Here is a 25,464-nt window from a genome sequence, read left to right on the forward strand (position 1 = left end):
TAATGTTAATTATACTTGATTGTAAAATATAAAGTCGGTTCAATTTGAACCGACTTTATCATTTTAATTTGGTTAGATTTGGTTAAAAAACCATCCCGAATATAGTAAATTATTTCAACACACAATTTGCGGGTAACTTCCTTAGCCTGAATTTCATTTTTCAATCCGTAATATTCTCTATATTTAAGAGTTGTTTGAAAAAGGATTAACCTGGAATCTGACTTATGAATAGTTTAGTGCTTGCCATATTGGCTTTTATCGGCTACCTGGTAGCCTATCATACTTATGGTAGGTATCTGGCCAAAAAGTTATTCAAGCTTTCCGACACAAGGAATATGCCGGCCAACGAATTCAACGACGGAATCGATTTCGTTCCCTCGAAAAAGAACATCATTTTTGGACATCATTTTACCACAATTGCCGGACTTGGGCCGATAGTTGGCCCGGCCATCGGCATTATCTGGGGTTGGTTACCCGCATTTTTGTGGGTTGTGTTTGGCGCTGTTTTTATGGGAGGCGTTCACGATTTTTCAACCATGGTTATTTCGGGTAGAAACAAGGGAAAAACGATTGGCGATTTAACCGGAGATGTAATTAGCCCTGGCACCCGTTATGTTTTTCAGTTTATCATGCAGCTGCTTTTATTAATTGTTTTGGCGGTGTTTGCAATGATTGTGGGTGTTCTATTCGAAAAATACCCTGAATCCGTTTTTCCGGTGTGGATTGAAATCCCTGTTGCGGTTTGGCTGGGTTACAACGTCAGAAAGGGGAGAAGCGACTTACTTTATTCTATTATTGCCGTTGCTTTGCTTTATCTTTCCATTTACTTTAGTGTGTACTACCTGCCACCGATCAAGGTACCACCGATTATGGGATCAGGAGTTGTAACCTGGGCGCTGATCTTGTACGTTTATGCTTTCTTCGCATCTACCGTCCCGGTTCAAAAATTACTTCAACCACGCGATTACATCAATTCGCATCAACTGTTGATGGCTATCGCTCTCATTCTTTTAGGATTGATTGTGGCACATCCGGTGATCAGTGCTCCTGCCTTAAACAGTGCAGCATTCCATTCTGAGAATGTACCTGCAATGATGCCCTTGCTATTTATTACCATTGCCTGTGGCGCCATCTCAGGATTCCACTCGTTGGCCAGTACCGGAACTACCATTAAGCAGGTAAATAAAGAAAGCGATACTTTATTCATCGGTTACGGAAGTATGCTTACTGAAGGTTTTCTGGCCGTATTGGTTATTCTGGCAGTAGCCGGTGGTTTAGGAATGGGCATGGAAAAAGAGGGAGTTCTTCTGACAGGATCCGATGCTTTTTACGCTCATTATTCTTCGTGGGCCAGTGCTTCCGGCCTGGCTGCAAAGCTGGAGGCCTTTATTATTGGCAGTGCCAATCTCCTCGAAAGTATTGGCGTGCCAAAAGAGTTTGGGGCCGCTGTTATTGCTGTATTTATTGTAAGCTTTGCCAATACCACACTCGATTCGGCAGCCCGTATTCAGCGTCTTTCACTACAGGAGATTTTTAAAGACAAATCCGGGACGGTTAAAAAGCCTTTTGATAACCGCTATTTTGCCACCGCAGTTGTTGTGTTCCTGGCTATGGTACTCACCTTTCTTCAACCCGGAGCACAGGGAGCACTCTTACTGTGGCCCTTGTTTGGTGCCCTGAATCAACTGGTAGCCGCACTAGCTCTTGGGGTTGTGGTCTTGTATCTCATTATGAAAAAACAGAATCCGCTTTTTGCACTCATACCCATGCTTTTTGTTTTGATAATGACCGTCTGGGCGATGTTCGATAACCTGATCAGTTTTATGCAGGAAAAGAACTATACTTTAACTGTTCTTTCAATATTGATCATTCTTCTTACTGTTTGGTTATTGGTTAGCGGACTCAATGTACTCACTTCGCAACAACGAAAAAAAATACAAAGTCTGGTCTGAAGATTTTCAAACACAACACCATCAAAAGTAACTGCAAAACCTATCTTCTGCCTGGGATCAGTGCTTGTCTTACTTAAATCAAGTATAAATTAGCATTTCAATTGTTCTTTCCGCGAATTTTAGAATTATCAGGTAAATTGTTTTAAAGCGTTGATATGCCTGCTTTCCGAGACGCTGTGAGCCCCATTTTTACAGGTATTTCATGGGAATTAACAAACATTAATTATTTGCCCGATTTTCAGGGCTTGGTTTCTGTTTGCTCGATTTTTATATTTGCTTCTCCTTCAAAAAAAATAGCCAGGAATACCTTCTGTTTTCGTGGCATTTAAAGAGAGAAAGAATAAGAAATTAAACCAAAAAATATTGTGAATGAAGACTTATAACATTATTATTTTGGCCAAACAAGTTCCCGACACCCGAAATGTGGGTAAGGATGCGATGAAAGCGGACGGGACGATCAACAGGGCAGTTTTGCCGGCCATTTTTAATCCAGAAGACCTGAATGCGCTTGAACAGGCGTTGCGCATTAAAGATAAGTTTCCGGGTACTACAGTACGAATTTTAACGATGGGACCAGGACGTGCCGCCGACATTATCCGTGAAGGATTGTTCCGTGGTGCCGATGGTGGTATTTTGCTTACCGACCGTGCTTTTGCCGGATCTGATACATTGGCCACTTCCTATGCACTGGCTCAGGCCTTGAAGAAGATCGGTGATGTAGATATTATCATTGCAGGTCGTCAGGCGATTGACGGTGATACTGCACAGGTAGGACCTCAGGTAGCCGAAAAACTGGCTTTACCACAAATCACTTATGTTGAAGAAGTGATTGATTTGAAAGATAAAGCCATTACGGTAAAACGTCGTCTCGAAAACGGTGTTGAAACTGTAAGATGCAAGCTTCCGCTGGTAATTACGGTTAATGGTTCGGCCCCTGATTGCAGAGCCCGAAATGCCAAGCGTTTGATGAAATACAAACACGCCAAAACGATCACCGAACTTCAGAAAGAAAATGAAGATTATACCCACATGTACAACGAACGTGCGGGTTTGAATATCCCGGAATGGACGGTTAACGATATCGAAACCGATGCTTCACAATTGGGGCTTACCGGTTCGCCAACCAAGGTGAAAACGATTGAGAATGTGGTGCTTAGTGCGAAAGATTCAAAAGTGATTTCAGCAGCCGATGCCGATATTGAAGCCATGATGATGGAATTGCTTGAAAGTCATACAATTGGTTAACAACTCCTAAAAATCAGAAGAATATGAACAACGTAAGTGTTTATTGCGAGATAGAAGACGGCCACGTGGTCGATGTAAGTCTGGAGTTGCTGACCAAAGGTAGAACTCTGGCAAATGAATTGAATTGCAAACTGGAAGCCGTTGTCATTGGCAGCGATTTAAAAGGTATCGAAAAACAGATCATTCCTTATGGTGTTGACACGGTTTTTATTGCTGATGATAAACGATTGTATCCTTATCAAACGTTACCACACACGTCGGTAATTGTGAACTTGTTTAAAGAAGAAAAACCACAGATTGCCCTGATGGGAGCTTCTTCCATCGGTCGTGACCTTGGTCCACGTGTTTCTTCGGCTTTACATAGCGGATTAACTGCCGATTGTACCAGTTTGGTAATTGGCGATCATTTCGATAAAAAACAGGATAAACAGTACGATAACCTGCTGTACCAGATCCGTCCGGCTTTTGGTGGAAACATTATTGCAACCATTATCAATCCCGATTGTCGCCCGCAAATGGCAACCGTTCGCGAGGGGGTAATGAAAAAGGAAATACTCGATCCGAAATACAAAGGGAAGGTAGTTGAGCTGGATGTTGCGAAATACGTAAGCGACGAAGATTTTGTAGTGGAGATTATTGAACGCCATGTTGAAAAAAGCAAGGTCAACATAAAAGGAGCACCTATTGTGGTTGCCGGTGGATATGGTGTTGGTTCAAAAGAGAATTTCAATTTGCTGTACGAACTGGCTGAAGTTCTGGGAGGTGAAGTAGGTGCGTCGCGTGCTGCAGTAGATGCAGGTTACACCATCCACGAGCGCCAGATCGGTCAAACCGGTGTTACCGTTCGTCCGAAGTTGTATATCGCCTGCGGTATTTCAGGACAAATTCAGCACCGTGCCGGAATGGAAGAATCGGCTCAGATCATTGCGATCAATACCGATCCTGAAGCACCGATCAATGCCATTGCCGATTATGTAATTACCGGCGATGTAGCTGAGGTCATTCCGAAAATGATCAAGTATTATAAAAAGAATTCCAAGTAGAAATTAAACACCAATAAAATGGCAAATTATTATACTGATAATAGCGAACTGAAATTTCATTTGACTCACCCTCTGATGGAAAAAATCGTTCGCCTCAAAGAACGCGAATATTCTTTTACCAAAGAGTTTGATTTTGCCCCGATGGATTTTGAAGATGCGGTTGACAATTACGACCGTGTGCTGGATGTGGTGGGCGATATTTGCGGAAACATTGTTGCTGAAAATGCCGAAAGCATCGATGCTGAAGGACCTCAGGTAGTTGACGGACATGTAATTTATGCACGTGGCACCCAGGAAAATATTGATGCTTTAAACAAAGCAGGATTGATGGGAATGTCGCTGCCCTACAAATACGACGGATTGAATTTCCCGATCGTTCCTTACATTATGGCTGCCGATATTGTTTCGCGTGCCGACGCCGGTTTTGTAAACATTTGGGGACTGCAGGATTGTGCCGAAACCATCAACGAATTTGCTTCTGAAGAGCAAAAAGAGAAATATTTACCACGTGTTGCAGCAGGCGATACCATGGCAATGGATCTTACCGAGCCCGATGCAGGTTCCGATTTGCAAGCCGTTCAATTAAAAGCCACCTGGAATGAAGAAAAGCAAACCTGGTTGCTTAACGGTGTGAAACGTTTCATCACCAATGGCGATGGCGAAATCTCTCTGGTACTGGCCCGTTCAGAGCCGGGAACAAAGGACGGCCGCGGTCTTTCGATGTATATTTACGATAAGCTGAGCGGAGGAGTAACCGTACGCCGCATCGAACATAAAATGGGTATCATCGGTTCGCCAACCTGCGAGCTGGTGTTTAAGGATGCACCTGCCGAGTTGGTAGGATCGCGTAAGATGGGATTGATAAAATACGTAATGGCACTGATGAACGGTGCCCGTTTGGGAATTGCAGCTCAATCAGTAGGAGTGAGCGAAGCAGCGTACCGCGAGGCGTTGGCTTATGCCAAAGAACGTATGCAGTTCGGAAAAGCCATCGTGCGCTTCCCGGCCGTTTACGAAATGCTGTCGATGATGAAAGCTAAACTCGATGCTTCCAGAACTTTACTCTACGAAACTGCCCGTTTTGTTGACATGTACAAAACTTACATGCACATTTCGGAAGAACGTAAACTGGAAAAAGAAGAGCGCGACGAAATGAAAATGTACCAGCGTTTGGCCGATATTTACACGCCGCTTGTAAAAGGTATGGCGAGCGAATACAGCAACCAGCTGGCTTACGATGCGGTTCAGATTCACGGAGGATCAGGTTTTATGAAAGATTACCCGGTTGAGCGTATTTACCGCGATGCACGTATTACCTCTATTTACGAGGGAACTACACAATTGCAGGTGGTTGCAGCGATCCGTGGTGTTACAACCGGCGCTTATCTGAACCAGATCAGGGAATACGAAGCAGAACGTGTATCGCCAAAACTGGAATACATGAAACGTTCGTTGATTATTCTTACTGATGATTATGAACGCGCCGTGAAAAGGGTGGTTGGGGCCGACGACAATGAGTTTGTTGATTTCCATGCCCGTCGTTTGGTTGAAATGGCCGGACATATCATTATGAGCTACCTGTTGTTGCTTGACACCAACCGCGACGAACAATTCTTGAGATCAGCACAAAATTATTTAAACTTTGCTAAAGGCCAGATAAAAGCACATGCCGAGTTTATTAATGCTTCTGATTTAGCTGATTTGAGCAATTATAAGTTTGAAGTTTCATAACTCACTTTTTGTGAGATACAAGCAAAAAATATGGGAGCCACTCCATTTCGGGGTGGCTCTTTCTTTTATTTTGAAACTCGAACTACCTCAAATTCAACGTCCGGATAAATTCCGCCGGGAGGCGCCAGATCAAAATGGGCGTTAACAGCATAAAGACAATTTCCGAACTCTGCAATGGTTGTCGGTATGCCAAAATCTAAACTTGTAATTGTTTTTACAAGTGAACCTGAATCCAGTTCATCATTCAGCTCAATTACGGCTACCACATTCAACAGATTCTGCACCACAAAAAGGGTCTTGCCATCCAGTAGAATACCATCAGCAAAAGGCAGTAATGTTCCACCCAAATCCAATAAAACAGCCTCACCGGTATTTGGATCAACACGATAAATTTCACCACGATCGGTTGAGGCAACCAATAGAAATTTGCCGTTCGGGGAAGCATCAATCCCATTCGAAAATACACCAAGATGTGGAACCATTGGATTTGGGATTGTACTGAATTCTCCTGATAAATTTATTTGCATTACCTGAACAGGATTTGTCAACTGTCCGTTTTTTTCGAGAGGAACTTTGTAAATAACAGGTGCAAAAGAATTTGTAAAGTAGGCAGCCGATGATGTAACTGTTACATCATTAATGAATGCCGTTCCCGGTGTCGTGAAATTTAGTGAATGTACTATTTCCCCTGTTTGTGTATTAATAACTGATCCGGCACCCATCATGCCATTGGCCACAAACAAGTACGAACTCCTGGGATCAAAGGCCAATCCACCTGCCTGAGACTGAAAGGGAGGCGTAATGAAAATTTCTCCTTCACCGGTTTGGATATCACCTTTATAAATGTTCCCGGTTACAATAGAGCCTACATAAAATTGATGGGAATTACCGATAACTATCCCTTCAGGTTGAAAACCATTGGGGAGTTGTAATATTTCAGGGAAGATCATCAATGAGGTAGATTTAGTACTTTCCGGAATACCTTCAGAAGGGGTGAGAGATTCTTCCCCGCATCCAAAGAGCAGTATCACCATTGATATTAGAAATAACTTTTTCATGACTCAAAAATTTAATGTTCACGAAATAAGTTAGTATAGTTTTTATCATTCAACTTGGATGATTGTTCCAAATTCTTGCACAATAATGGGATATAATCTCAGGAATGATCAGATGTGTTGTCAGAAGTTTTTAAGCGAAACCGCGTTGGTGCACTTCCAAATTCTTTGGTAAATAATCGTGAAAAATAAGCCGGATCGTTAAATCCAACTTCATAAGCAATCTCAGAAATATTCAGGTTCGATTTCAGAACCTTTTGTTTTGCAACGGATAAACGATAAAAATTAATGAAGCGAGATGCTGATAATCCGGTTAATGCTTTGAGCTTTCTGAACAGTTGGGATCTGGATATACCAAGTTGCTGTGAGAGGGCTTCAGCATTAAAGCTATCTTCAGAATAGTACCTGTTTAGTATCTCTTTGGTTTTTAGTAGGAATATTTCTTCCGGATCCCGGGATTCTTCTATGTCAGGCTCAGAAACAAGCGACAAGGTTTTATATTTCGTTTTCAGGTTTTCGCGCATTTCAATTAATTTTTCCAACCGAACCAAAAGTTCGCGCGGATCGAATGGTTTTGTGACATAGGCATCGGCACCTTTTTCATAACCGGTAATTTGCGATTCTTTATCTGTTTTGGCCGTAAGAAGAACAATGGGGATATGACTTGTTCTGAAATCATTTTTGAGGGTAGCGCATACCTCATAACCATTGATTCCCGGCATTAAGATATCGGAAATGATTATGTCCGGTATATTTTCCTGCGCTAATTCAATCCCCTTGATTCCATTCTCCGCTGAAAGATGCTCATACTTTTTGTCCGTTACCATCTTAATGTAAGCAGCAACATCATGGTTGTCTTCAATAATCAATAAAACAGGCAGTTCTTTGCCTTTTTTGACTTTCGTTTTATTAAGGTTCTTAACCTCCTCGCCTTCACCTTGCATTGTGAACACTTCTTCAAATTCAGTTTTTTTTGCCTTGTTGCTTATCGGAAGTAGGACTGTCATATCAGTTCCTTTGCCCGGCGTACTGGAAATAAAAAGATTTCCATGAAGCAGATTTACCATTTCTTTTACCAACAGCAGTCCGAGCCCTGAACCTTCGTTACGGGATGCTTTGTCTGATTCAACCTGATAAAAACGTTTAAATATATTTGGGATTTCACTCTTTTCAATTCCCGGACCGCTGTCTTTTATTCGAATGTTCAATAATTGCGAGCTGTTATACTCGCGCACGGGTAACGGCGAATAGCCGTAAGTGTTTCCCGGATGCTCAGGGGATTGAATGGAAACTGAAAAATTGATTGATCCGCCCTGTGGAGTATATCTTATGGCATTTGATAAAAGATTACTGACGATGGATTCCATTTTTTCAGGATCAAAATCCATATTCAATTCTTTTTGCGCAGTTGAAAATTGAAAACGGATATTCTTTTTGTTTGCCAGATGTGTAAAAGGTTCGATTAAGCTGTGAATAAATGGGCAAATATCACTTTGAATATAACTTACCTGCATAGCTTTAGCTTCCAGCTTCGACAAATCAAGCATTTGGTTCACCAGTTGAAGTAAGCGGTTGCCGTTTCGCCTGATTAGCAAAATGTTCTTTTTTAGTTTAGTTGAGTTCATTTTTAATGAAGGATTTGTTAGCCCCAGAATAACGGTTAACGGAGTTCTGAACTCGTGGGTGATATTGGTATAAAACTTTGTTTTTATTTTATCCAGTTCTTTTAAATGTTCCGCTTCCATTTTCTTTGCTTTTAAACTTTGTTGCAGATAAGTTCTCAGCGTTATGTAGAGAGAAAAGGAAATTACCAGTAAGTGAAGCACAAAAAGCAGGAGGTTTAGACCCGGCGTCAACTCGGGAACCGGAACCAGGAGCGGCTGTAAAAAGGCTTCGATGATAATCGAACAGATGTAGATGATGAAAAGATACTTTATCTGGTTTGGAGAGAGAAACGACAGGGAAACAAGCGCACCGGCCAGCCCGATAAAGACTGTACCTCCCGAATACAAAATACCTCCGAAATGAAGAACGGCAATAAATGAAAAGAGTATATAAAAGTACTGGTTGATCAGTACAAACAAAATTGTGTGTTTGCGTTTCAGCATGAAAATCAGGAGAATGAATAGCTCTGAAACAGTAAAGATCCAGAATGCAGTGGCAAGATGGATACAACCCAGGAAAAAGAAAACGATACCAAATATAGCAACTAACGGTATACCCCGAACAAGGAAAAAAAAGAAGTTCTTTCTGGTGGCCAATGCTTCAGGCTTGTCTCCCGGCAAGGTGAAATAGTTGTCGATTAGCCGGCCAATTTCATTTATTTTGGTACTGAAATTCACCGTTTTTGAAGGAATGATAACCAGGTGTCGGTTAAATTAGTCTGCTTTACTATTCAATTTACAAAATTTAGTGCTGAAGTCAATGTGTTTTAGTGTTGGATAAAAATTGTTTAAAGGTCTTTTACACATAAATCATCTTTGTTGTCATTCCGCCATCAATTACAAAGTTCTGCCCGGTAATAAAGTCGTTTTCGGGTTTTAGGAGAAAGAGCATCATATTGGCAATGTCCTGTGCTTTTCCAACACGGCCGGCCGGATGTTGGGTGTGATCCTCGGGCCTAAACGCGTATTGCCTGGCTTCGGCTTTCTTTTTTGCAGCCGAAACATCGATCCATCCCGGACTGATGCTGTTTACTTTTACATCGGGGCCAAGACTGGCAGCCAGTGCATGCGTAAGCGCCACAATGCCTCCCTTGCTGGCTGAGTAGGCTTCGGTATTGGCTTCGGATTGAAAAGCCCGCGTAGAAGCCATGTTGATGATCCTGCCTTTTGACTGTTTCAGATGAGGCGCGGTAAATTTCGAACAAAGAAAAGCCCCCGTGAGGTTGGTGCCAATCACCCGGTTCCATTCTTCGGGAGAAAGTTCAAGGATGGATTTGTTGGCCGAAATAGCGGCATTGTTAACCAGTCCGTAAACATTTCCAAAACGTTTGGCCGAGTGAGCAACAGCTTCTTTAACCGATTGAGCATCGGCAACATCAACCGTATACACAGCAACTATCTCATCAGAAATTTCCTGCCGAAATTCTGAAATGGCTTCTTCATCAATTTCAAAAACGGAAACAGCATAGCCTTTATTTAGTAAATTAAGAACCATTGTTTTGCCAATTCCCTGTGTCCCCCCGGTGACGATCACATTTTTTTTCATAGTATTTTGAGCTATTCTTCGATTCAGTTTTTTGTTTTTGAATTTACATCAAATCAGAGATAATCTTCTTTTTCGGACCCTGAAAACAGGTGCATTGCAACTAAAAATGATGAAATTGAACGGATTGGACCTTTTTCGCTGTGACATTTTGTTAGTATTTCGGCAGAAAACCGTCAAAAACTGAATTTTACAGTAAGGTGCCTTTTTTATACCCATTTGTGAAATTAAAGGATATATTTCTGGTTGGTAAATATAATTACGCAGGGGGTGATCGTTAAAAAAAACAGTTTAAATGAATATTGCCTGTGATAAATGAGGGGGGTACTACATATTGTTGTATAATAAAATGATGACATTTTGCGGTTTTATGTTTTAAAATGAATACTAAGTGTTAAATAAATAAGAAAAATGTCAGATATTGTTTTGGAGTTTTGACAAAGTGATTATTTTTGGGAAGTATAATTAACGGAATAAACAGTTATCAGATATGTGTGGAATAGTAGGAGTTTTTGATTTAAAGATCACATCGGAGGAATTGAGGCCACAGGTGCTTAAGCAATCGAGAAAGTTGCGTCATCGCGGACCAGACTGGTCGGGGATCTACTGTGGCGAAAAGGCGGTGATCGCACACGAAAGACTTTCAATTGTCGATCCTGAATCGGGAGGCCAACCTTTATATAGTAAGGACCGCAAATTAATTCTGGGTGTAAATGGCGAAATATACAACCACCAGGAGATTCGCAAACAATACGCTGGAAAATATGAATTTATGACCGGTTCGGATTGTGAGGTGATTCTGGCCTTATACCGCGATAAAAAAGAAAAGTTCCTGGATGATATGAATGGAATTTTTGCTTTTGCATTATACGATGAGGAAGATGATGCTTACCTGATTGGACGCGATCATATCGGAATCATTCCGTTGTACCAGGGATGGGATAAATATGGCAATTATTACGTGGCTTCGGAACTTAAGGCATTGGAACGCTACTGTTTTAAAATTGAAGAGTTCCCTCCCGGACACTACCTGTACAGTAAAGAGGGTGAAATCAAACGCTGGTATGTGCGCGAATGGACTGAATTTGATAATGTAAAAGATAATCCTGCCAGTATCGAAGAATTGGCTCAGGCTTTGGAAGATGCAGTGCATCGCCAGTTGATGTCGGATGTTCCGTATGGTGTTCTTTTATCAGGAGGTTTGGATTCTTCGATTACGTCGGCGCTGGCCAAAAAATATTCAGGTAAACGTGTAGAATCAGGTGGAGAGAAAGACGCCTGGTGGCCACAGCTTCACTCGTTCGTTATTGGTTTGGACGGTTCGCCCGACTTAGCCGCTGCACGAAAAGTGGCTGATCACATTGGTACCGTACATCACGAAATTAATTATACCATACAGGAAGGCTTGGATGCCATTAAAGACGTAATCTACCACATCGAAACTTACGATGTGACTACAGTTCGCGCATCAACTCCGATGTACATGTTGTCGCGTGTAATCAAATCGATGGGTATTAAAATGGTACTTACAGGCGAAGGTGCCGACGAACTTTTTGGTGGTTACCTTTATTTTCATAAAGCACCGGATGCTCAGGCCTTTCACGAGGAAAGTGTGCGCAAGGTAAGCCGACTGAACATGTACGACTGTTTGCGTGCCAATAAATCGCTTGCGGCCTGGGGTGTTGAAGGACGTGTTCCTTTCCTCGATAAGGAATTTGTTGATGTGGCCATGCGTTTCAACCCGGAAGAAAAGATGGCTAAAAACGGCAAAATGGAAAAACATTGTTTACGGGAAGCATTTGCCGGGTACCTGCCCGATGAGGTTGCCTGGCGTCAAAAAGAGCAATTCTCGGATGGTGTTGGCTACGGTTGGATCGATACCTTAAAAGCCATTGCCAAAGAGAAAGTAAGCGATGAAATGATGGATAACGCGAAATTTCGTTTTCCGATCAATACACCAAACAGCAAGGAAGAATATTTATACCGCGAAATCTATAGCGAACATTTCCCTTCCGACGCAGCTGCCAAGTGTGTGCCTTCTGAAGCATCAATTGCATGTAGCACTGCCGCCGCATTGGAATGGGACGCCTCTTTTAAAAACAACGCCGATCCTTCGGGTAGGGCAGTGAACATGGTTCACGAAAAAGGTACCAGCTTTGCCGGTAAATAACCGAAGTTATTGTTGAGAAAGTATATCAGTCAATTCTGAAAACCACTCGTATTATTACGGGTGGTTTTTTATGAATTTTCCAATAAAAGACGTGTAGATTCCAGGATGTAAACCAACGGATACTCTCCTAAATAGGCAAAGTATTTGCCATTTGGAGCAATTACCACAAAACTGCCGCACGGATAGTGATAGTTGAAAAAATTCTTCTCGAAGAAAAGACCGGGGTCCTGAATCCATTCCTGTTTTTTCTTTTTCAGATTTAACCCGGTGTCGTCTTTATAAATCCTTACCAGATTGATTTGCTCATCAATTTTTTCCAATTCATTTCTGAGCACATCTTTTTTTGAGTTACTCTTGGTCCCACCTGAGTTGCATTTATCGCGCCCCGGATAATAGATACAAACAATTGGTTTATCAAAATTGAGGGAATAGATGGATAAAGAATCCAGTGTTTTATAAACCTTTTCAATATGAACTAAATTTCCTTCAGCATAGCGGTATACCAGACGTTTGTGGTTGCTGGAATCTCCCGGCACTTCTAGATAATCTCGCGAATCGAGTTGTTCCATGTATTTCTCTTCAGAAATTTCCATGTTTGTTTCATCGAAATATCGGACTGTTTCCTGAGACAGACCTGGTCGCTGTTGAGCGCACAACAAGAAATGTGTAAGGTTCAAAAGGACAAAAACTATAGAACAAAAGATTGATTTCATTTGAGGAGAAAATTGTTCCGTTTTCAATACTTATTATTTTATATCATCAAGCACTTTTTGTGCGGCCAGTCTTCCCGTTTCGATCACTTCTTTGGCTTTATAAAAATCGTAAGTGCCACAGGTGTCGCGCGAGGTTTCTATCAATATATCGGGGTTGCCGTTTTTAATGGTAAGTTGAGCCAATTGCAACATTCCGGTGGCAAGTGTATTATCGATCAGCGAAAGAAAGCCCAAACTGTGTTCTTTTTCTTTTGAGCTGCTAAGAAATTCGCTGATGTTGCTGAGCCATTTTTTGTATTTCGACTCTTTCTCTTCTTCTTCTTTTTTATTCAATACCGGAGTAATCGCAGGTATATTGGCATTAACATGAACCACGACGAGCTTGTCGCCTTTGGTTCTTTTTACGTTCGAAATCGGCACATTATTCATCACTCCGCCGTCAACAAGCACAGCGCCATTCTTCTTTATCGGCGTGAAGACTGTAGGTATGGCAATCGATGCCCGAATGGCATCATAAAGGCTGCCGCTGGTAAATACCACTTCCTGGTGCTTGATTATGTCGGTGGCTGTGGCCGAGTAGGGAATAGGCAGTTCTTCAATTTTTACATCGGGAATAAACTCCTTCATGGCGTTAAGTACTTTTTCACCTTTTACAATACCCGCCGCACCCAGGGTGAAATCAACCAGTTTAAATAGTTCGAAATGATCGAGCGAGATCATCCAGTCCCGGAATTCGCTTAACTTACCATGGGCATAAACGCCTCCTACCAAAGCTCCCATTGAAGTTCCGGCAATGGAAGTAATTTCAAAATCGTGTTTTTCAAGTTCTTCAATAACCCCAATGTGAGCTAATCCACGGGCTCCGCCTCCCGATAAAACCAACGCAATTTTCTGACTCATTTTGAATTGAATTAATTTCAATAAAAATACAAAGATTCGCTTTTTCCGATGCAATTTTTCCGGTAAACAATATGCCTTTGCCTCATATCGAATATTTTAAATGTTTGATTATCTTCGAACCTTAATTCTGTATTTAAAAATTCAGAATGCTTTTGGTGGATAATGGCTTCACAAAGGAGAAAGTAAATCACCAATTAAAAAACAACATCGAAATCTTTAAATTGTAATTATATGAAAAAGTATTTTGTTTTGATTTTTGCTGCCGGACTTTTTGCATGTTCGCAGCAAAGCGGTTTTAAAATTAACGTTAACCTCGAAGGTGCCGAAGGACAGGTGGTTCTTGAAGAACGTAAAGATGGCGCACTGGTGGGTATTGATACGGCTGATATTGTTGATGGTACTGCAGTTCTTGAAGGTGAAGTAGAAGTTCCCGGAGCATATTACCTTTCGATATTAGGGCAGCGGGCAAAAGCACTGGTTTTTGTTGAAAATGCAAAAATGACGGTAAGCGGTAAAGCTGATTCAATTCGTTTTGCGAAAGTTAGTGGTTCGGCCAGTCACGACGATTATGCAGCGTTAAGCGATAAACTGAAAAAGATCTCTGATGAGTATATGGCCCTCTACCAGGAAGCCAGAACCGCTGAAGCTGCAGGTGATACTGCAAAGTCGGCTAAACTAATGGCGCAGGTTGAGGAAATGTACGAAAGTACCAATACTATTCAGGAAGATTTTGTAAAAGAACATCCGGCATCGTATGTAACTCCAATTATTCTTGGTGGAATTTCCTATGGAAAAGAAGCCGATGAACTGGAAGCACTGGTAAACGGTTTGGATCCAAAGATTCAGGAAGTGCCAAGTATTGTTGAGCTGAAAGATAAAATAGAGAAACTGAAAGTCGTAGCTATCGGGCAGATTGCTCCCGATTTTACCCAGAACGATCCTGAAGGAAATCCGGTGAAATTCTCTGATGTTTATTCGCAGCACGAATTGACTTTACTCGATTTCTGGGCGTCGTGGTGTGGTCCTTGTCGTCAGGAAAACCCAAATGTTGTGGCTGTTTTTAATGAATTTAAAGACAAAGGCTTCACCGTTTTTGGTGTTTCACTCGATCGTGATAAAGAAGCTTGGTTAAAGGGAATCGAAGACGATGGCTTAACCTGGACACAGGTTTCTGACCTTGCTTACTGGAATAACACAGTGGCTAAAACCTATGCTGTTAGCGGAATTCCTCACAGTATTCTTGTAGGCAAAGACGGTAAGATCATTGCCAAAAACAAGCGTGGCGATGAGCTTCGCGAAGCGGTTCAGGAATATTTGAATAACTAGTGAAAAGTACAAACTGATAAAGGGAACCATTCTTCAGCTTGTGTGAGGAATGGTTCTTTTTTTAGTTGAAATCGCTTACTTAAATCTGATATGCAAAACCATTTTGGAGAAATAGCAGGTGTGCTTACAGCAGTATTCTGGACGATTACAGCACTGGCTTTTGAATCGGCAGGAAAAAAGGTAGGATCGCTTGCGGTGAATCTTATTCGCCTGGTAATCGCTTTTTTTCTCATTGGTATTTACAGTTGGGTGGTTCGTGGTTTTTTCTTCCCTACCGATGCCACCTGGTTTGCCTGGAAATGGCTGGCACTTTCGGGACTGATTGGTTTTGTAATTGGTGATCTTTTATTGTTTCAGTCGTACCTGATTATTGGTGCACGTGTGGCTATGCTAATCATGGCGCTGGCACCACCCTTTGCAGCTTTTATCGGCTGGCTGATGCTGGGCGAGGTACTTTCTCCCATGAATTGGCTCGGGATGGTAGTTACCATGAGTGGTATTGTTCTGGTAATTCTGAAACGCGAGAAATCGGAGGAGAACGGTGCGATCATCAAAAAGTTGAAATCGAATTATTCGCTTCCCGGACTTTTGCTGGCACTTGGTGGCGCACTGGGACAGGCTGCCGGTTTGGTGATCAGCAAAAAAGGAATGGGCGACTACGATGCTTTTTCGGCTACACAAATACGCGTACTAACCGGGATTGTGGGATTCTCTATTTTGTTCTTTTTTATTCGGCGCTGGAAGCTGGTGGGGCTGGCTTTAAAAAATGGCTCGGCCATGAAACGCATCACATTGGGAGCTTTCTTTGGCCCTTTTCTGGGCGTTTCTTTTTCATTGCTGGCAGTGCAACACACACAAACCGGTATTGCCGCCACATTAATGGCCATCGTTCCGGTACTGATTATTGCCCCCGCCGTGCTTATTTTCCACGAAAAAGTAAACTGGAAAGAAATTCTTGGCGCCGTAATAACAGTTGCAGGAGTAGCTTTGTTTTTTCTATAGCAAAAGCTTAAGCTTGCACTTTATTCCATTCGTCGATTTTAGATTATTTTTATCGTGCTGCAAATTAGTTGTTTAGTCTGAGTTAGTGTGGTGCGTGACTAAAATCATGTTCAAATTTTTGTTTTTTCAAGCTACTCAAATTATTTTCACGTATCCTTAATACAAAACAACTTTACGATAAATGTACTAGCATAATGAACTAATGACAGTAACTTGGACGTAGCCAGGCTACACAACCCAAACCAAACCTTTGCTTGTGATAGCTGTAAACTACCTTTAAATGGCTCTTCTTTATTTCCGTTAGGAATTTCATTGCATGGAAGCATCAAACGCTTCCTATTAATTTATTATTTATTCATATTAAAAAATTTATATAAATGAAAAGAAACAACAAATTTCTCGTAAAATTTTTATGCTTAGTAGTGTTTATTGGAACCACTGTAAGCGCAACATCATCCGCACAAAATAGCAGAACTGCCAAAGATCTTACACGATATGAAGTGGCCGTAGACCTTCAAAATTTATTCTCTGACGGTATCCCGGATAAGGTATTATTCAAGTTAAATAATATTAAAAATAACCAAATAATAGGGGCATATCGTTTTGGAATTGGTACCTCTTATAGTGTGAGTAAATATAGTGTTACTCATGATGATGAGAACTATGAATTAACCGGAAAAGAACAAAAAACCAACTTCTCGTTCTCTCTCGGTTATGAATTTCAAAACAAATTCAATAAAGCTGTTTTTTATTACGGGGCTGATGCTGGAGCTTATTTAGGCATTATCGACGATATGGATTATCCCAAAACGGATGATTATTATAATATTTCCTTTGTTCCTTTTGTCGGAGTAAAAGTATTGTTATCAAGTAATTTATCAATAGCTTTTGAAACCGGTATAGAAAACAAATTCGAACGTTGGAAAACGGAAGGGACAAATGTTGATCCAAACAATAGAGTAAAGCACACTTATTATCATTCCCGAATTCAATTACCTTATAGTTTAACTTTTAATTTTAATTTTTAATGAACAAACACATTGAGATTCTTACTGAACTGTTACTGAAAAACAAATTTCATAAAATTATAGGGAAGCATGGTTGAGGCCTTCAAGCATTAATGGAAGCTTGATTGCCTCAATTATCTATAATAATATACAGGATATAAGAAAAAGCGCAGAATTACTTTTTCATTTCCAGCCATTCTTCCAGTTTGGCTTTTACCAGTGCTTTTTGATCTTCCGGAAGGTTTCCGATACGTGCGTTATGGCTTCCTTCAGGTTTTACAATTTTCAGGAAATTGTCTTTCTGTGGTACTTCAAATGCCGAGGCCGACCAGGGATCCCATTCGCCGTAAATAAAGAGTATTCTAGAGTCTGTGGTATCGATAAACTTTTTCACCGCAAGAGCAGTTTTTGGTTGGTATTTAACCTTTAAATCTTTGGGTAGATAGATTTTGGTCATCCAGCCTTCGGCGCTTTTTATACGCAGATAATCTTTAAATGGTTCGGTGTCGTAACCATAATAACCCAACTCGCGTGCAGCCTGAATGTAGAACGATAAGAAGATATTAACGCCTTCATCGCTGAGGTACATAGGCGACGATATTTTTACCAGGTGCTCAAAGATCACATCATCTCCGGCGTCAGTGGCCGGAATAGCATCGATCGGAGTGCCGTACTGCCAGAATCCGTAGGAATATTCCAACACCACAAAGTCCAGCATTTCTTCCGGCTCTAAGCGGGAATGTAACTTTTTTTCTTCACAATAATCTTTTAGCATCGGCACAAATTCGTCACGGTGCTTTACTACATAAAGCTGAAGATCGCGTACTTTTTTTCGGCCTTCAGCAGTTCCCGTAACATTTGCTATGAAAGGTTCGTGGCGGCCATCTTCAACAGCAAAATTCAGCGGAGCAACATATGGAATCGAAACATCAACATCGTCGGGATAGAGCCAACGGTGATAAACGACTGTCTGTCCGCCTTTGCTGATGCCAGTGGTGATCCATTTTTCCTCGTAATATTTTTTCATCATTTGAATCACTTCGTGATGATCGGCAGCTGCATTCCGCACGGTCAGGTAGTCCCAGTTTAGCGGATCGGGCATCGATTCGCCAAAATAACGGTGATCCATACAAATTTGGTTGGCTTCCAAAATCGGACTCAGTTCGTTTATGTACCTCGGATTTTCGGCATAACCACCATTGTAACCTTCAGTAATAAAAACCACCGGGCGATCTACTCCTTTGTTACAAATGATCACACGCTGCAAAAAAGTTCCTTTTTTAGGGTGCCGGTGATCCAGAGGCTGTTCCACCATTATTTTATACTTCTCGTTAAAAAAGTCATTCGTCTCCAGCTTCTCGATGCTTTTAACTTGCGGTTGTTCCTTTAAAAATGCTTCGAGCGAAGGATACTGTGCAAAAACAAATGTTGACAGCAGCAGTAAAAGCAGTAGCAATTGAAATCTTTTCATTTTGCAATTTTTATTCTAAATATAAAATGCGTTAATATTTTTAGCGCCGTCCTTTAGTGCGGCGATTTATGAGTTTCCCAGATGAAATTTGATTTTCCGGAAATTTCGAAGTTTGTAGGATACAAAATTTCCGGAAAATAAGTACGAAATGAATGTCTCTTGCCACCGCACTAAAGTACGGTGCAAAAAATACAAGCCAATGCTTCAACTGTCAAACTCATTTTATCAAGCTTAGTTAACAGGTTTTCTTACTTTTGAATGCAAGTAAATCATTCTATTCAAATTAAAAAATGAAGAAAGTAATATTGTTATCGTGGCTGCTGATTGTTTTTGTTCAGTTAAGCTTTGCCGGGCAATTGCCCAAAGTTCTGATGACTACAAGTTTGGGTAAGATTGTATTGGAGATTGATACTGTTCGTGCCCCGGTAACGGCTAAAAACTTTTTGATGCACGTTAAAAATGGAACGTACAAAAATGCAGTGTTTTACCGTGTAGTTCGCCCGGATAATCAACCCAACAACGCTATTAAAATTGAAGTGATCCAGGGTGGGGTTTACGATGATAAGCTGATTGATCAGATTCCGACAATAGCACATGAAACAACTGAAATGACGGGTATCAAACACAAAGACGGCACTTTTTCGATGGCCAGGTACACGCCGGGAACCGCCTGCTCCGAATTTTTTATTTGTGTTGGCGATCAGCCGGAACTGGATTTTGGTGGTAAACGAAATCCCGACGGTCAGGGATTTGCAGCTTTCGGACAAGTAGTAAAAGGAATGAAAGTGGTTCGGAAAATTCAGCAGCAAAAAGATAAAGCACAGTATTTGCTCGCACCTGTGAAAATTGAAAGCATCGGGATACTAAAATAAAAAATGGCCCCGAAGGGCCATTTCTTGTAAAATTATTTTGTTTTAAGGTAGAGTCAGAACTTCGTTGTACTCTCCGTAAGAACCCAGGTCGGGAATAAGATGTTCGATTGTCATCGTTAACACTTTTCCACTCATGGTTCCCGATCCCAAAACATGGACATCAGATTCATAGGTATTGCTGTACCAGCCAACCTGCTCTTCAATGGTAATGATATTATTTTCCACGATCACCGTAACATCAATACCAACATCGTACAACTCTTTAAGCTTGTATAACGTTTTAGAGCCTACAACTAATTTGTAAACTTCCACATCCCAGATATCTTCAAAGAATTCGGAATTGAAATTAGCTGTTCCAACATAATCAAATTTAAATCCGGCTTTATAGGTGGCCGTATTAAATAATTCTGATGCATTATCGCTGGTTATGGTAAGATTGAACACATACGCTTTGGTTGGATCCAACTGATCAGGGCTGACCAGGGGGACTATTTTTACATAGGCCGTTCCTTTGCCATCTTCGAAAGTAACGCTGTTGTTTTCCAATGCAAATACACCTTCAATATCCGCATTCATTTCCAATTCGATGTTGGCCGTTGCTGAACCTTTCAAATCGGAACGAACAAGAACACAGTTTACTGAGAAGTTGTTATCCGCCGAAAGTACATTATCTGGAACAACAGAAGTTGCAAAACTTACATAAGGACCGTCCGGCTCATAAATGGTTCCAATATTGTCCTGGTCGCAGGATGCCAACGCCAGAGCAAATAGCATTAAAAGCAAATATATTTTATTCATTTCAATCGTTTTTAGCGTTTAATTATCAGCGAATGGATTCTGATCAGTCACTTCATTCATATTCTTGTTTCCGTCAAATTCCGATTGTGGAATAGACATTACAAAGTCAGCATATTCCGGATTCAGCGTATTGCGGGTCAGTAGTTTATCCACATGATTGCTTCCCGCAAAATTACGTGAGAAACCGGTTTTCAATCGTTTAACATCCATAATCCTTCCAACTTCTCCCCAAAGTTCGATCCTGCGTTGCAGTATAATCTCGTCGAGCAAGGTTACCGAACCTCCGGCCGGGGTTGTTGGCCCGTTAGCGTCGTTGGTAGTAAGTGTGTGCGAATCCTGCAATGAAGAGATGTCATAAGTGACATCACGTTCAGCCATCAACTCATTGAGCACTGCGCGGGCCTGGGTGTACTTACTTTGCATGCACATGGCTTCGGCCTGTACCAGCATCATTTCTTCGGTACGCATCAGGATATAATCGCCCAGTGCATTCGTAGCATCCGAGAAACGGAACTTGAACTGGTTGTAGCTCATCACCGGACCAATTGGATCGTCAGATTCCAGAGGGCCGTTCCACCAAAGGTTTTTACGAACATCAAAGTCCGACATCTGATCGTACAACCAGCTGCTGATACATTTGCGCGATGTTTGCGCATAGTAATCGGCACTGGCATCCATGTGCGAAAAGAATGAACCAAAAACTGTTGAATGCTCGGAAATAATTTTCAGTCCCCACAAAACGGTGGGAGCTGAAGCATCGTTAAATGCAAAACCGTTGTCCAGATCATCCATCGAGAGCATCGAGGTTCCACCGCTTAAAGCAATTGTTGCGGCCGATTCTGCCGTTGCCCAATCATTTTTTTCGAGGGCGATATTCGCTTTAATACCGTTAGCCACGTAATAGTCGATATGTGACGGATGACTTTTAGGTGCTGCATTATCCGGATTAAGTAAATTGATCGCTTCGTCGATATCAGCATCTATTCGCTGATAAACATCGGCAACTGTTCCGCGAGCTTGGCCTTCCGATGTATTCGTTGTTGGTTCAGTGTAAATTGGCACACCAGGAGCATCTTCATTCCCTACATAAGTTTGCTGAAAAAACCGAACCAGGTTAAAGTAAGCATAGGCTCTCAAAGCATATGCCTGTCCGATCAAACTGTTTATTTCAGAAGGTTCTCCGGCGATTCCATCTTTTGCAGCAATAATAGAATTGGCATTGGAGATTACAGTATAGTAGAAGAACCACACTGCATAGGGCCGACCGCTTTTATGGACATAGTCCGATTTAACATTGTAGATGTAATCGTAATAAAACCATCCCTGGCCTTCTTCGTTTTGTACCATATCTTCGGCCATCAGGTCGTAAGTCAGCGTAAAGGCAGTTACTCCGAATTCTTCATCAGCCCAGTTTGCCGACCAGGTGGAAGCCACGTACATAGCTCTGTAAATGCCATTTAGTGCGACATTCGCCTTAGCTACATCCGAGAACAGAACGTCGCCCGAGGTGCTGTCGGTTGGGTTGGTGTCGAGGTAATCCTCGCATGAGGAAACGAACACCACCGCAATTATCAGTAAAAGTATTTTATATAATTTCATGATGTTTTATTTTAAAATTTTACTTCAATACCTAAAAGACTTGTTCTGTCAGGTGTGTATGCAAAATTGGTTGATCCCGTAAAATTGTATTGCGGATTCATACCATCGAGATGAGAGAACAGGGCTACATTGTCGACAGTTACATAAGCGCGGACACTTTGTATCCCGATTCGTTGCAGAAAGGCTTTTGGAAGTGTATATCCAAGCGTGATATTTTTGATAGAAAAGTAAGAGGCATCCAACAGATCGCTGTCGGTTGCTATCCTTGAAAAACCTGTGCCATTCTGAATTCTTGGCACATCGGTTACATCGCCGGGTTGACGCCACGCCCGTAAAACTTTATCTGCATAATTGGTACCGATATAAGTCGGGTTCCCAAGGCTACGATACACCTGTTCATAAATTTCGCCACCAACCGAGAAGGTAGTCATAAAAGAAAAGTCAAAGTTTTTGAACAGGATGAAATCACTTCCAAAGGCACCATAAAAATCAGGTATCCGGCTTCCGGAGATTATTTTACTTTGCGTTGCTTTCTGGTAATCAGCCGAAATATAAGGTTCGCCGGGGAACCCGTCGTCATCCAGGTCAAATACCCAGTAAAGTTGTGCACCGGTGGTAATATCAACTCCGGCAGATTGAGCTACGTAATAAGAGTTTAACTCTTCTCCTTTTTTCTGAATGATACTTCCATTCACAATCTGATCCTGTTCTCCGTCAAGTTCTACGATCTCATTTTTCAATGTGGTAAGGTTCAGCGTAGCGTTCCACCTGAAATTCTGAGCATCCAATACAATAGTTTTCGAGTTAAATTCGAGGCCTGAGTTCAGCATTTCGCCAACATTGGCCCAATAACTATCAAAACCAAGTGATGTGGCCATCGGCTTTTCCATCAGCATACTTACCGTTCTTCGCTGGTAGTATTCAAGTCCGAATTCAAGTCTTTTCCAAAGTGTTCCTTCAACACCTATGTTGAAATTGTTATTTTCTTCCCATTTGATGGTCGTGTTTTCAAGCGACGATAACAAGGCTCCGTTCAGGTTAGCATTCGACCAGTCGAGGTTGTAAAGCGACTGCCAGCCATAATAAGTACCAATACGGTCGTTACCTTGTTTCCCGTAACTTCCTTTCAATTTAAGATTGTCCACCCAAGTGACACTGTCGAAGAACTTTTCTTCGCTGATTCTCCACGAAGCACCAACAGACCAGAATTTTCCCCAACGATAATCTTTGTTGAATCGTGACGAACCGTCGGTTCTGAAACTTGCAGAAAGGTAATAGCGATCAGCAAAATCATAGGTCAAGTTACTGAGGAACGATTCAATGCTGTAATTATCTTCAAACGATGTAAGTTTTGATACGGTTGATCCAGGAGCCAGTTCTTTGATCCCGGAATAAGGGAAGCCTGTTTTTTCACCTTCCAACTCGTTGATCATCAGTTTGTAGAATTCGTGGCCAACCAGTAGGCTAATACTGTGCTGCCCGAAATCTTTTTCATACCGCAGCAACTCATTCACTGTAAAAGAGAAGTTCCTGTTATTGACAAGATTCAGACGGCCGCCAACAATAGCTCCGTCCCCAAAATCGGGATTGTTATAACTTTTTGTGTTGGTATTTACATAGTCGAACCCAATATTGGTGCTCAGTTTAAGACCGGTTAATGAGGTGCCCATTCCATTACCGAGCAAATCGAAATGAAATCTTCCTGAGAGGTTGTCGGCGCGTGTTTCGTACGAGTCTTCGTAGAGTGTTGCTACAGGATTCCAGTTAGGATTAGCACCCGATGGCCGTGACAGGCCATAATCAAATTGTTTCTCGCCCAGTTCGTCAAGTACAGGATTTCCGTTTTCGTCCTGTATATACACCGGATAAATTGGCGCCATGAATTGGGCCGAGTACCAAACGTTATTGTTGTAGGTAGTTGCCTGGTTAGCCAGGAAATCAGATTCTGTTTTCGAGAAATTGACGTTTCCTCCATAATTGAACCAGGCGGTTGGAGTGAGTTCAGCACCGATCCTGCCTGAGATTCTTGTGAAATCAGTGGTTTTCAACAAACCTTCTTTATTCAGATAGGCGATTGATGAAAAGATCTTTGCATTTTCTGATCCACCGTTCAGGAAAAGCTGGTACTCCTGGTGTTGCGCATTGTTGTTGGTGATTTCTCCCATCCAGTCGGCTTCATAAAGCAATTTAGCCGAAGGATTCACCATGCCGGTTACGGGATCAATCAGTTCGGCAATCGGCATATTATACGGATTGTACATTTCGTTGGTCCCGAAAATTCCGGAATTCCCTGTCATTGCTGCAATGGCTGCTTCACCAGCCAGATCGGGATGAACACCGCTTCTGTAAATCAGATCATTCTTATAGCCCTGGAAAGAGGCTTCAATAAACTCAGCCGTGTTCAGCGTATTATAGGGTTTGATGGCCCGGCTCGCCACACCGTAAGTGGCTTTTAATTCAACCGAAAGTCTGTCGGCTTTCCCTTTCTTTGTAGTTATCACCACAACACCATTGGCCCCGCGTGAACCATAGAGTGCACCTGCAGACGCATCTTTCAAAATCGTCATCGACTCGATGTCGCCCGGGTTGATGGCATTCAGGTTACCGTCGTACGGCACACCGTCTACTACGTAAAGCGGATTATTGCTCGAATTGATCGAACCAAATCCACGGATCACGATACTCGCTCCATCGCCCGGTTGGCCCGAACCTGATGTAGTTTGTACACCGGCAACCTGGCCTTCGAGTGCCTTGGAAATGTTGGCCACCGGCCTTTTTTCCAGCACATCGTTGCTGATTACTTCGGCAGAACCCGTAAACGATTCTTTTTTGGCTGTACCATAAGCAACAACCATAACCTCGTCAACACCAATCAGTTCGTTTTCCAGCTCAATGTTGTAAGTGGATTGATCGGTGATTGGGACTTCAACGGTTTTCATTCCTACAAAAGAGAAAACCAGGGTTTCGTTCTCAGGAACGGTAAGCATGAACACACCGTCGATGTTGGTAGTAGTACCATTGGTAGTACCCTTTACCACTACCGATACGCCGGGTATCGGGGTGCCATCTTCGGCAGAACTTACTTTCCCTGTAATTTGCTTTGTTTGGGCGAAAATGGTGAATACACCCATGAACAAAGCTACAATGAGTAATAGTAGTTTTTTCATGTACAAAAGTTTATGTTAATACTCTAGCGATAATTACCCTTCGCTTATGTTTTCTTGCATAAGAAAACTCCCGCCGGGGAAACGGGAGTTTGAATATCCGCCAGCCGGCCAGATATTACTCTTTTTACATTTGCATTGCTGTTTAACTATTTCTATGTAAAAAAGCGGAGTCTTTTTTTGTTTGTCTGTTTCCCCGTACTCCCCGT

Annotated in this window: 18 protein-coding genes; 9 read left to right on the forward strand and 9 right to left on the reverse strand. The window is 41.9% G+C overall.

Annotated features, from left to right (window positions below; translation table 11 throughout):
* Positions 1-224 precede the first annotated feature (224 nt).
* From HFD85_RS03790 to HFD85_RS03805, 4 genes are all read left to right on the forward strand, one after another.
* Entirely contained in the window at positions 225-1,952 is a 1,728-nt protein-coding gene (locus tag HFD85_RS03790) for a carbon starvation CstA family protein (RefSeq protein WP_167605270.1), read from the forward strand.
* A gap of 369 nt (positions 1,953-2,321) precedes the next feature.
* A complete protein-coding gene (locus HFD85_RS03795; RefSeq protein ID WP_167605271.1) occupies positions 2,322-3,197 on the forward strand; it encodes an electron transfer flavoprotein subunit beta/FixA family protein in 876 nt (291 codons plus the stop codon).
* A 23-nt stretch (positions 3,198-3,220) separates the two neighbouring features.
* A complete protein-coding gene (locus tag HFD85_RS03800; RefSeq protein ID WP_167605272.1) occupies positions 3,221-4,240 on the forward strand; it encodes an electron transfer flavoprotein subunit alpha/FixB family protein in 1,020 nt (339 codons plus the stop codon).
* An 18-nt stretch (positions 4,241-4,258) separates the two neighbouring features.
* A complete protein-coding gene (locus HFD85_RS03805) occupies positions 4,259-5,971 on the forward strand; it encodes an acyl-CoA dehydrogenase family protein (protein ID WP_167605273.1) in 1,713 nt (570 codons plus the stop codon).
* Positions 5,972-6,036: 65 nt separating this feature from the next.
* Here the strand turns inward: HFD85_RS03805 and HFD85_RS03810 are convergent, their stop codons facing one another.
* The 3 genes from HFD85_RS03810 to HFD85_RS03820 form a co-directional block, all read right to left on the reverse strand.
* Positions 6,037-7,029 (reverse strand): SMP-30/gluconolactonase/LRE family protein, encoded by a 993-nt coding sequence (locus HFD85_RS03810; protein WP_167605274.1) that lies wholly within the window; start codon positions 7,027-7,029, stop codon positions 6,037-6,039.
* Between the two features lie 98 nt (positions 7,030-7,127).
* A complete protein-coding gene (locus tag HFD85_RS03815) occupies positions 7,128-9,368 on the reverse strand; it encodes a hybrid sensor histidine kinase/response regulator transcription factor (protein ID WP_167605275.1) in 2,241 nt (746 codons plus the stop codon).
* Between the two features lie 121 nt (positions 9,369-9,489).
* The gene (locus HFD85_RS03820; RefSeq protein WP_167605276.1) at positions 9,490-10,236 is read right to left on the reverse strand and encodes an SDR family oxidoreductase; all 747 of its coding nucleotides are present in this window, start codon (positions 10,234-10,236) and stop codon (positions 9,490-9,492) included.
* Between the two features lie 487 nt (positions 10,237-10,723).
* Between HFD85_RS03820 and asnB the strand changes: the two genes are divergently transcribed.
* A complete protein-coding gene (asnB, locus tag HFD85_RS03825; RefSeq protein WP_167605277.1) occupies positions 10,724-12,403 on the forward strand; it encodes an asparagine synthase B in 1,680 nt (559 codons plus the stop codon).
* Positions 12,404-12,471: 68 nt separating this feature from the next.
* Here the strand turns inward: asnB and HFD85_RS03830 are convergent, their stop codons facing one another.
* Both HFD85_RS03830 and HFD85_RS03835 read right to left on the reverse strand, forming a co-directional pair.
* Positions 12,472-12,996: a hypothetical protein gene (locus HFD85_RS03830; protein ID WP_167605278.1), complete on the reverse strand. Its 525-nt coding sequence runs from the start codon at positions 12,994-12,996 to the stop codon at positions 12,472-12,474.
* A 153-nt stretch (positions 12,997-13,149) separates the two neighbouring features.
* Complete coding sequence (locus tag HFD85_RS03835; RefSeq protein ID WP_167605279.1) at positions 13,150-14,016, reverse strand: patatin-like phospholipase family protein; 867 nt, start codon at positions 14,014-14,016, stop codon at positions 13,150-13,152.
* Between the two features lie 231 nt (positions 14,017-14,247).
* Here HFD85_RS03835 and HFD85_RS03840 point away from each other — a divergent pair, with 231 nt between their 5' ends.
* From HFD85_RS03840 to HFD85_RS03850, 3 genes are all read left to right on the forward strand, one after another.
* Positions 14,248-15,342: a TlpA disulfide reductase family protein gene (locus HFD85_RS03840; RefSeq protein ID WP_167605280.1), complete on the forward strand. Its 1,095-nt coding sequence runs from the start codon at positions 14,248-14,250 to the stop codon at positions 15,340-15,342.
* 90 nt (positions 15,343-15,432) lie between these two features.
* Positions 15,433-16,344, forward strand: coding sequence for a DMT family transporter (locus HFD85_RS03845; RefSeq protein WP_167605281.1), 912 nt, complete (start codon positions 15,433-15,435; stop codon positions 16,342-16,344).
* A gap of 377 nt (positions 16,345-16,721) precedes the next feature.
* On the forward strand, positions 16,722-17,372 hold the full coding sequence (locus tag HFD85_RS03850) for a hypothetical protein (RefSeq protein WP_167605282.1): 651 nt from the start codon (positions 16,722-16,724) through the stop codon (positions 17,370-17,372).
* Positions 17,373-17,526: 154 nt separating this feature from the next.
* Here the strand turns inward: HFD85_RS03850 and HFD85_RS03855 are convergent, their stop codons facing one another.
* Positions 17,527-18,822, reverse strand: a complete 1,296-nt coding sequence (locus tag HFD85_RS03855; RefSeq protein ID WP_167605283.1) for a S28 family serine protease — start codon at positions 18,820-18,822, stop codon at positions 17,527-17,529.
* Between the two features lie 290 nt (positions 18,823-19,112).
* Between HFD85_RS03855 and HFD85_RS03860 the strand changes: the two genes are divergently transcribed.
* Positions 19,113-19,694, forward strand: coding sequence for a peptidylprolyl isomerase (locus tag HFD85_RS03860; RefSeq protein WP_167605284.1), 582 nt, complete (start codon positions 19,113-19,115; stop codon positions 19,692-19,694).
* A gap of 42 nt (positions 19,695-19,736) precedes the next feature.
* Here HFD85_RS03860 and HFD85_RS03865 read toward each other — a convergent pair whose 3' ends face one another.
* Genes HFD85_RS03865 through HFD85_RS03875 form a run of 3 tightly spaced genes read right to left on the reverse strand, consistent with a single transcriptional unit; the run spans position 19,737 to position 25,258 of the window.
* On the reverse strand, positions 19,737-20,492 hold the full coding sequence (locus HFD85_RS03865) for a hypothetical protein (RefSeq protein WP_167605285.1): 756 nt from the start codon (positions 20,490-20,492) through the stop codon (positions 19,737-19,739).
* Positions 20,493-20,510: 18 nt separating this feature from the next.
* Positions 20,511-22,091, reverse strand: a complete 1,581-nt coding sequence (locus HFD85_RS03870) for a RagB/SusD family nutrient uptake outer membrane protein (RefSeq protein ID WP_167605286.1) — start codon at positions 22,089-22,091, stop codon at positions 20,511-20,513.
* Between the two features lie 11 nt (positions 22,092-22,102).
* Positions 22,103-25,258 (reverse strand): SusC/RagA family TonB-linked outer membrane protein, encoded by a 3,156-nt coding sequence (locus tag HFD85_RS03875; protein WP_167605287.1) that lies wholly within the window; start codon positions 25,256-25,258, stop codon positions 22,103-22,105.
* Positions 25,259-25,464 lie beyond the last annotated feature (206 nt).

This window comes from Maribellus sediminis, from assembly GCF_011799805.1.
GTDB lineage: Bacteria > Bacteroidota > Bacteroidia > Bacteroidales > Prolixibacteraceae > Draconibacterium > Draconibacterium sediminis_A.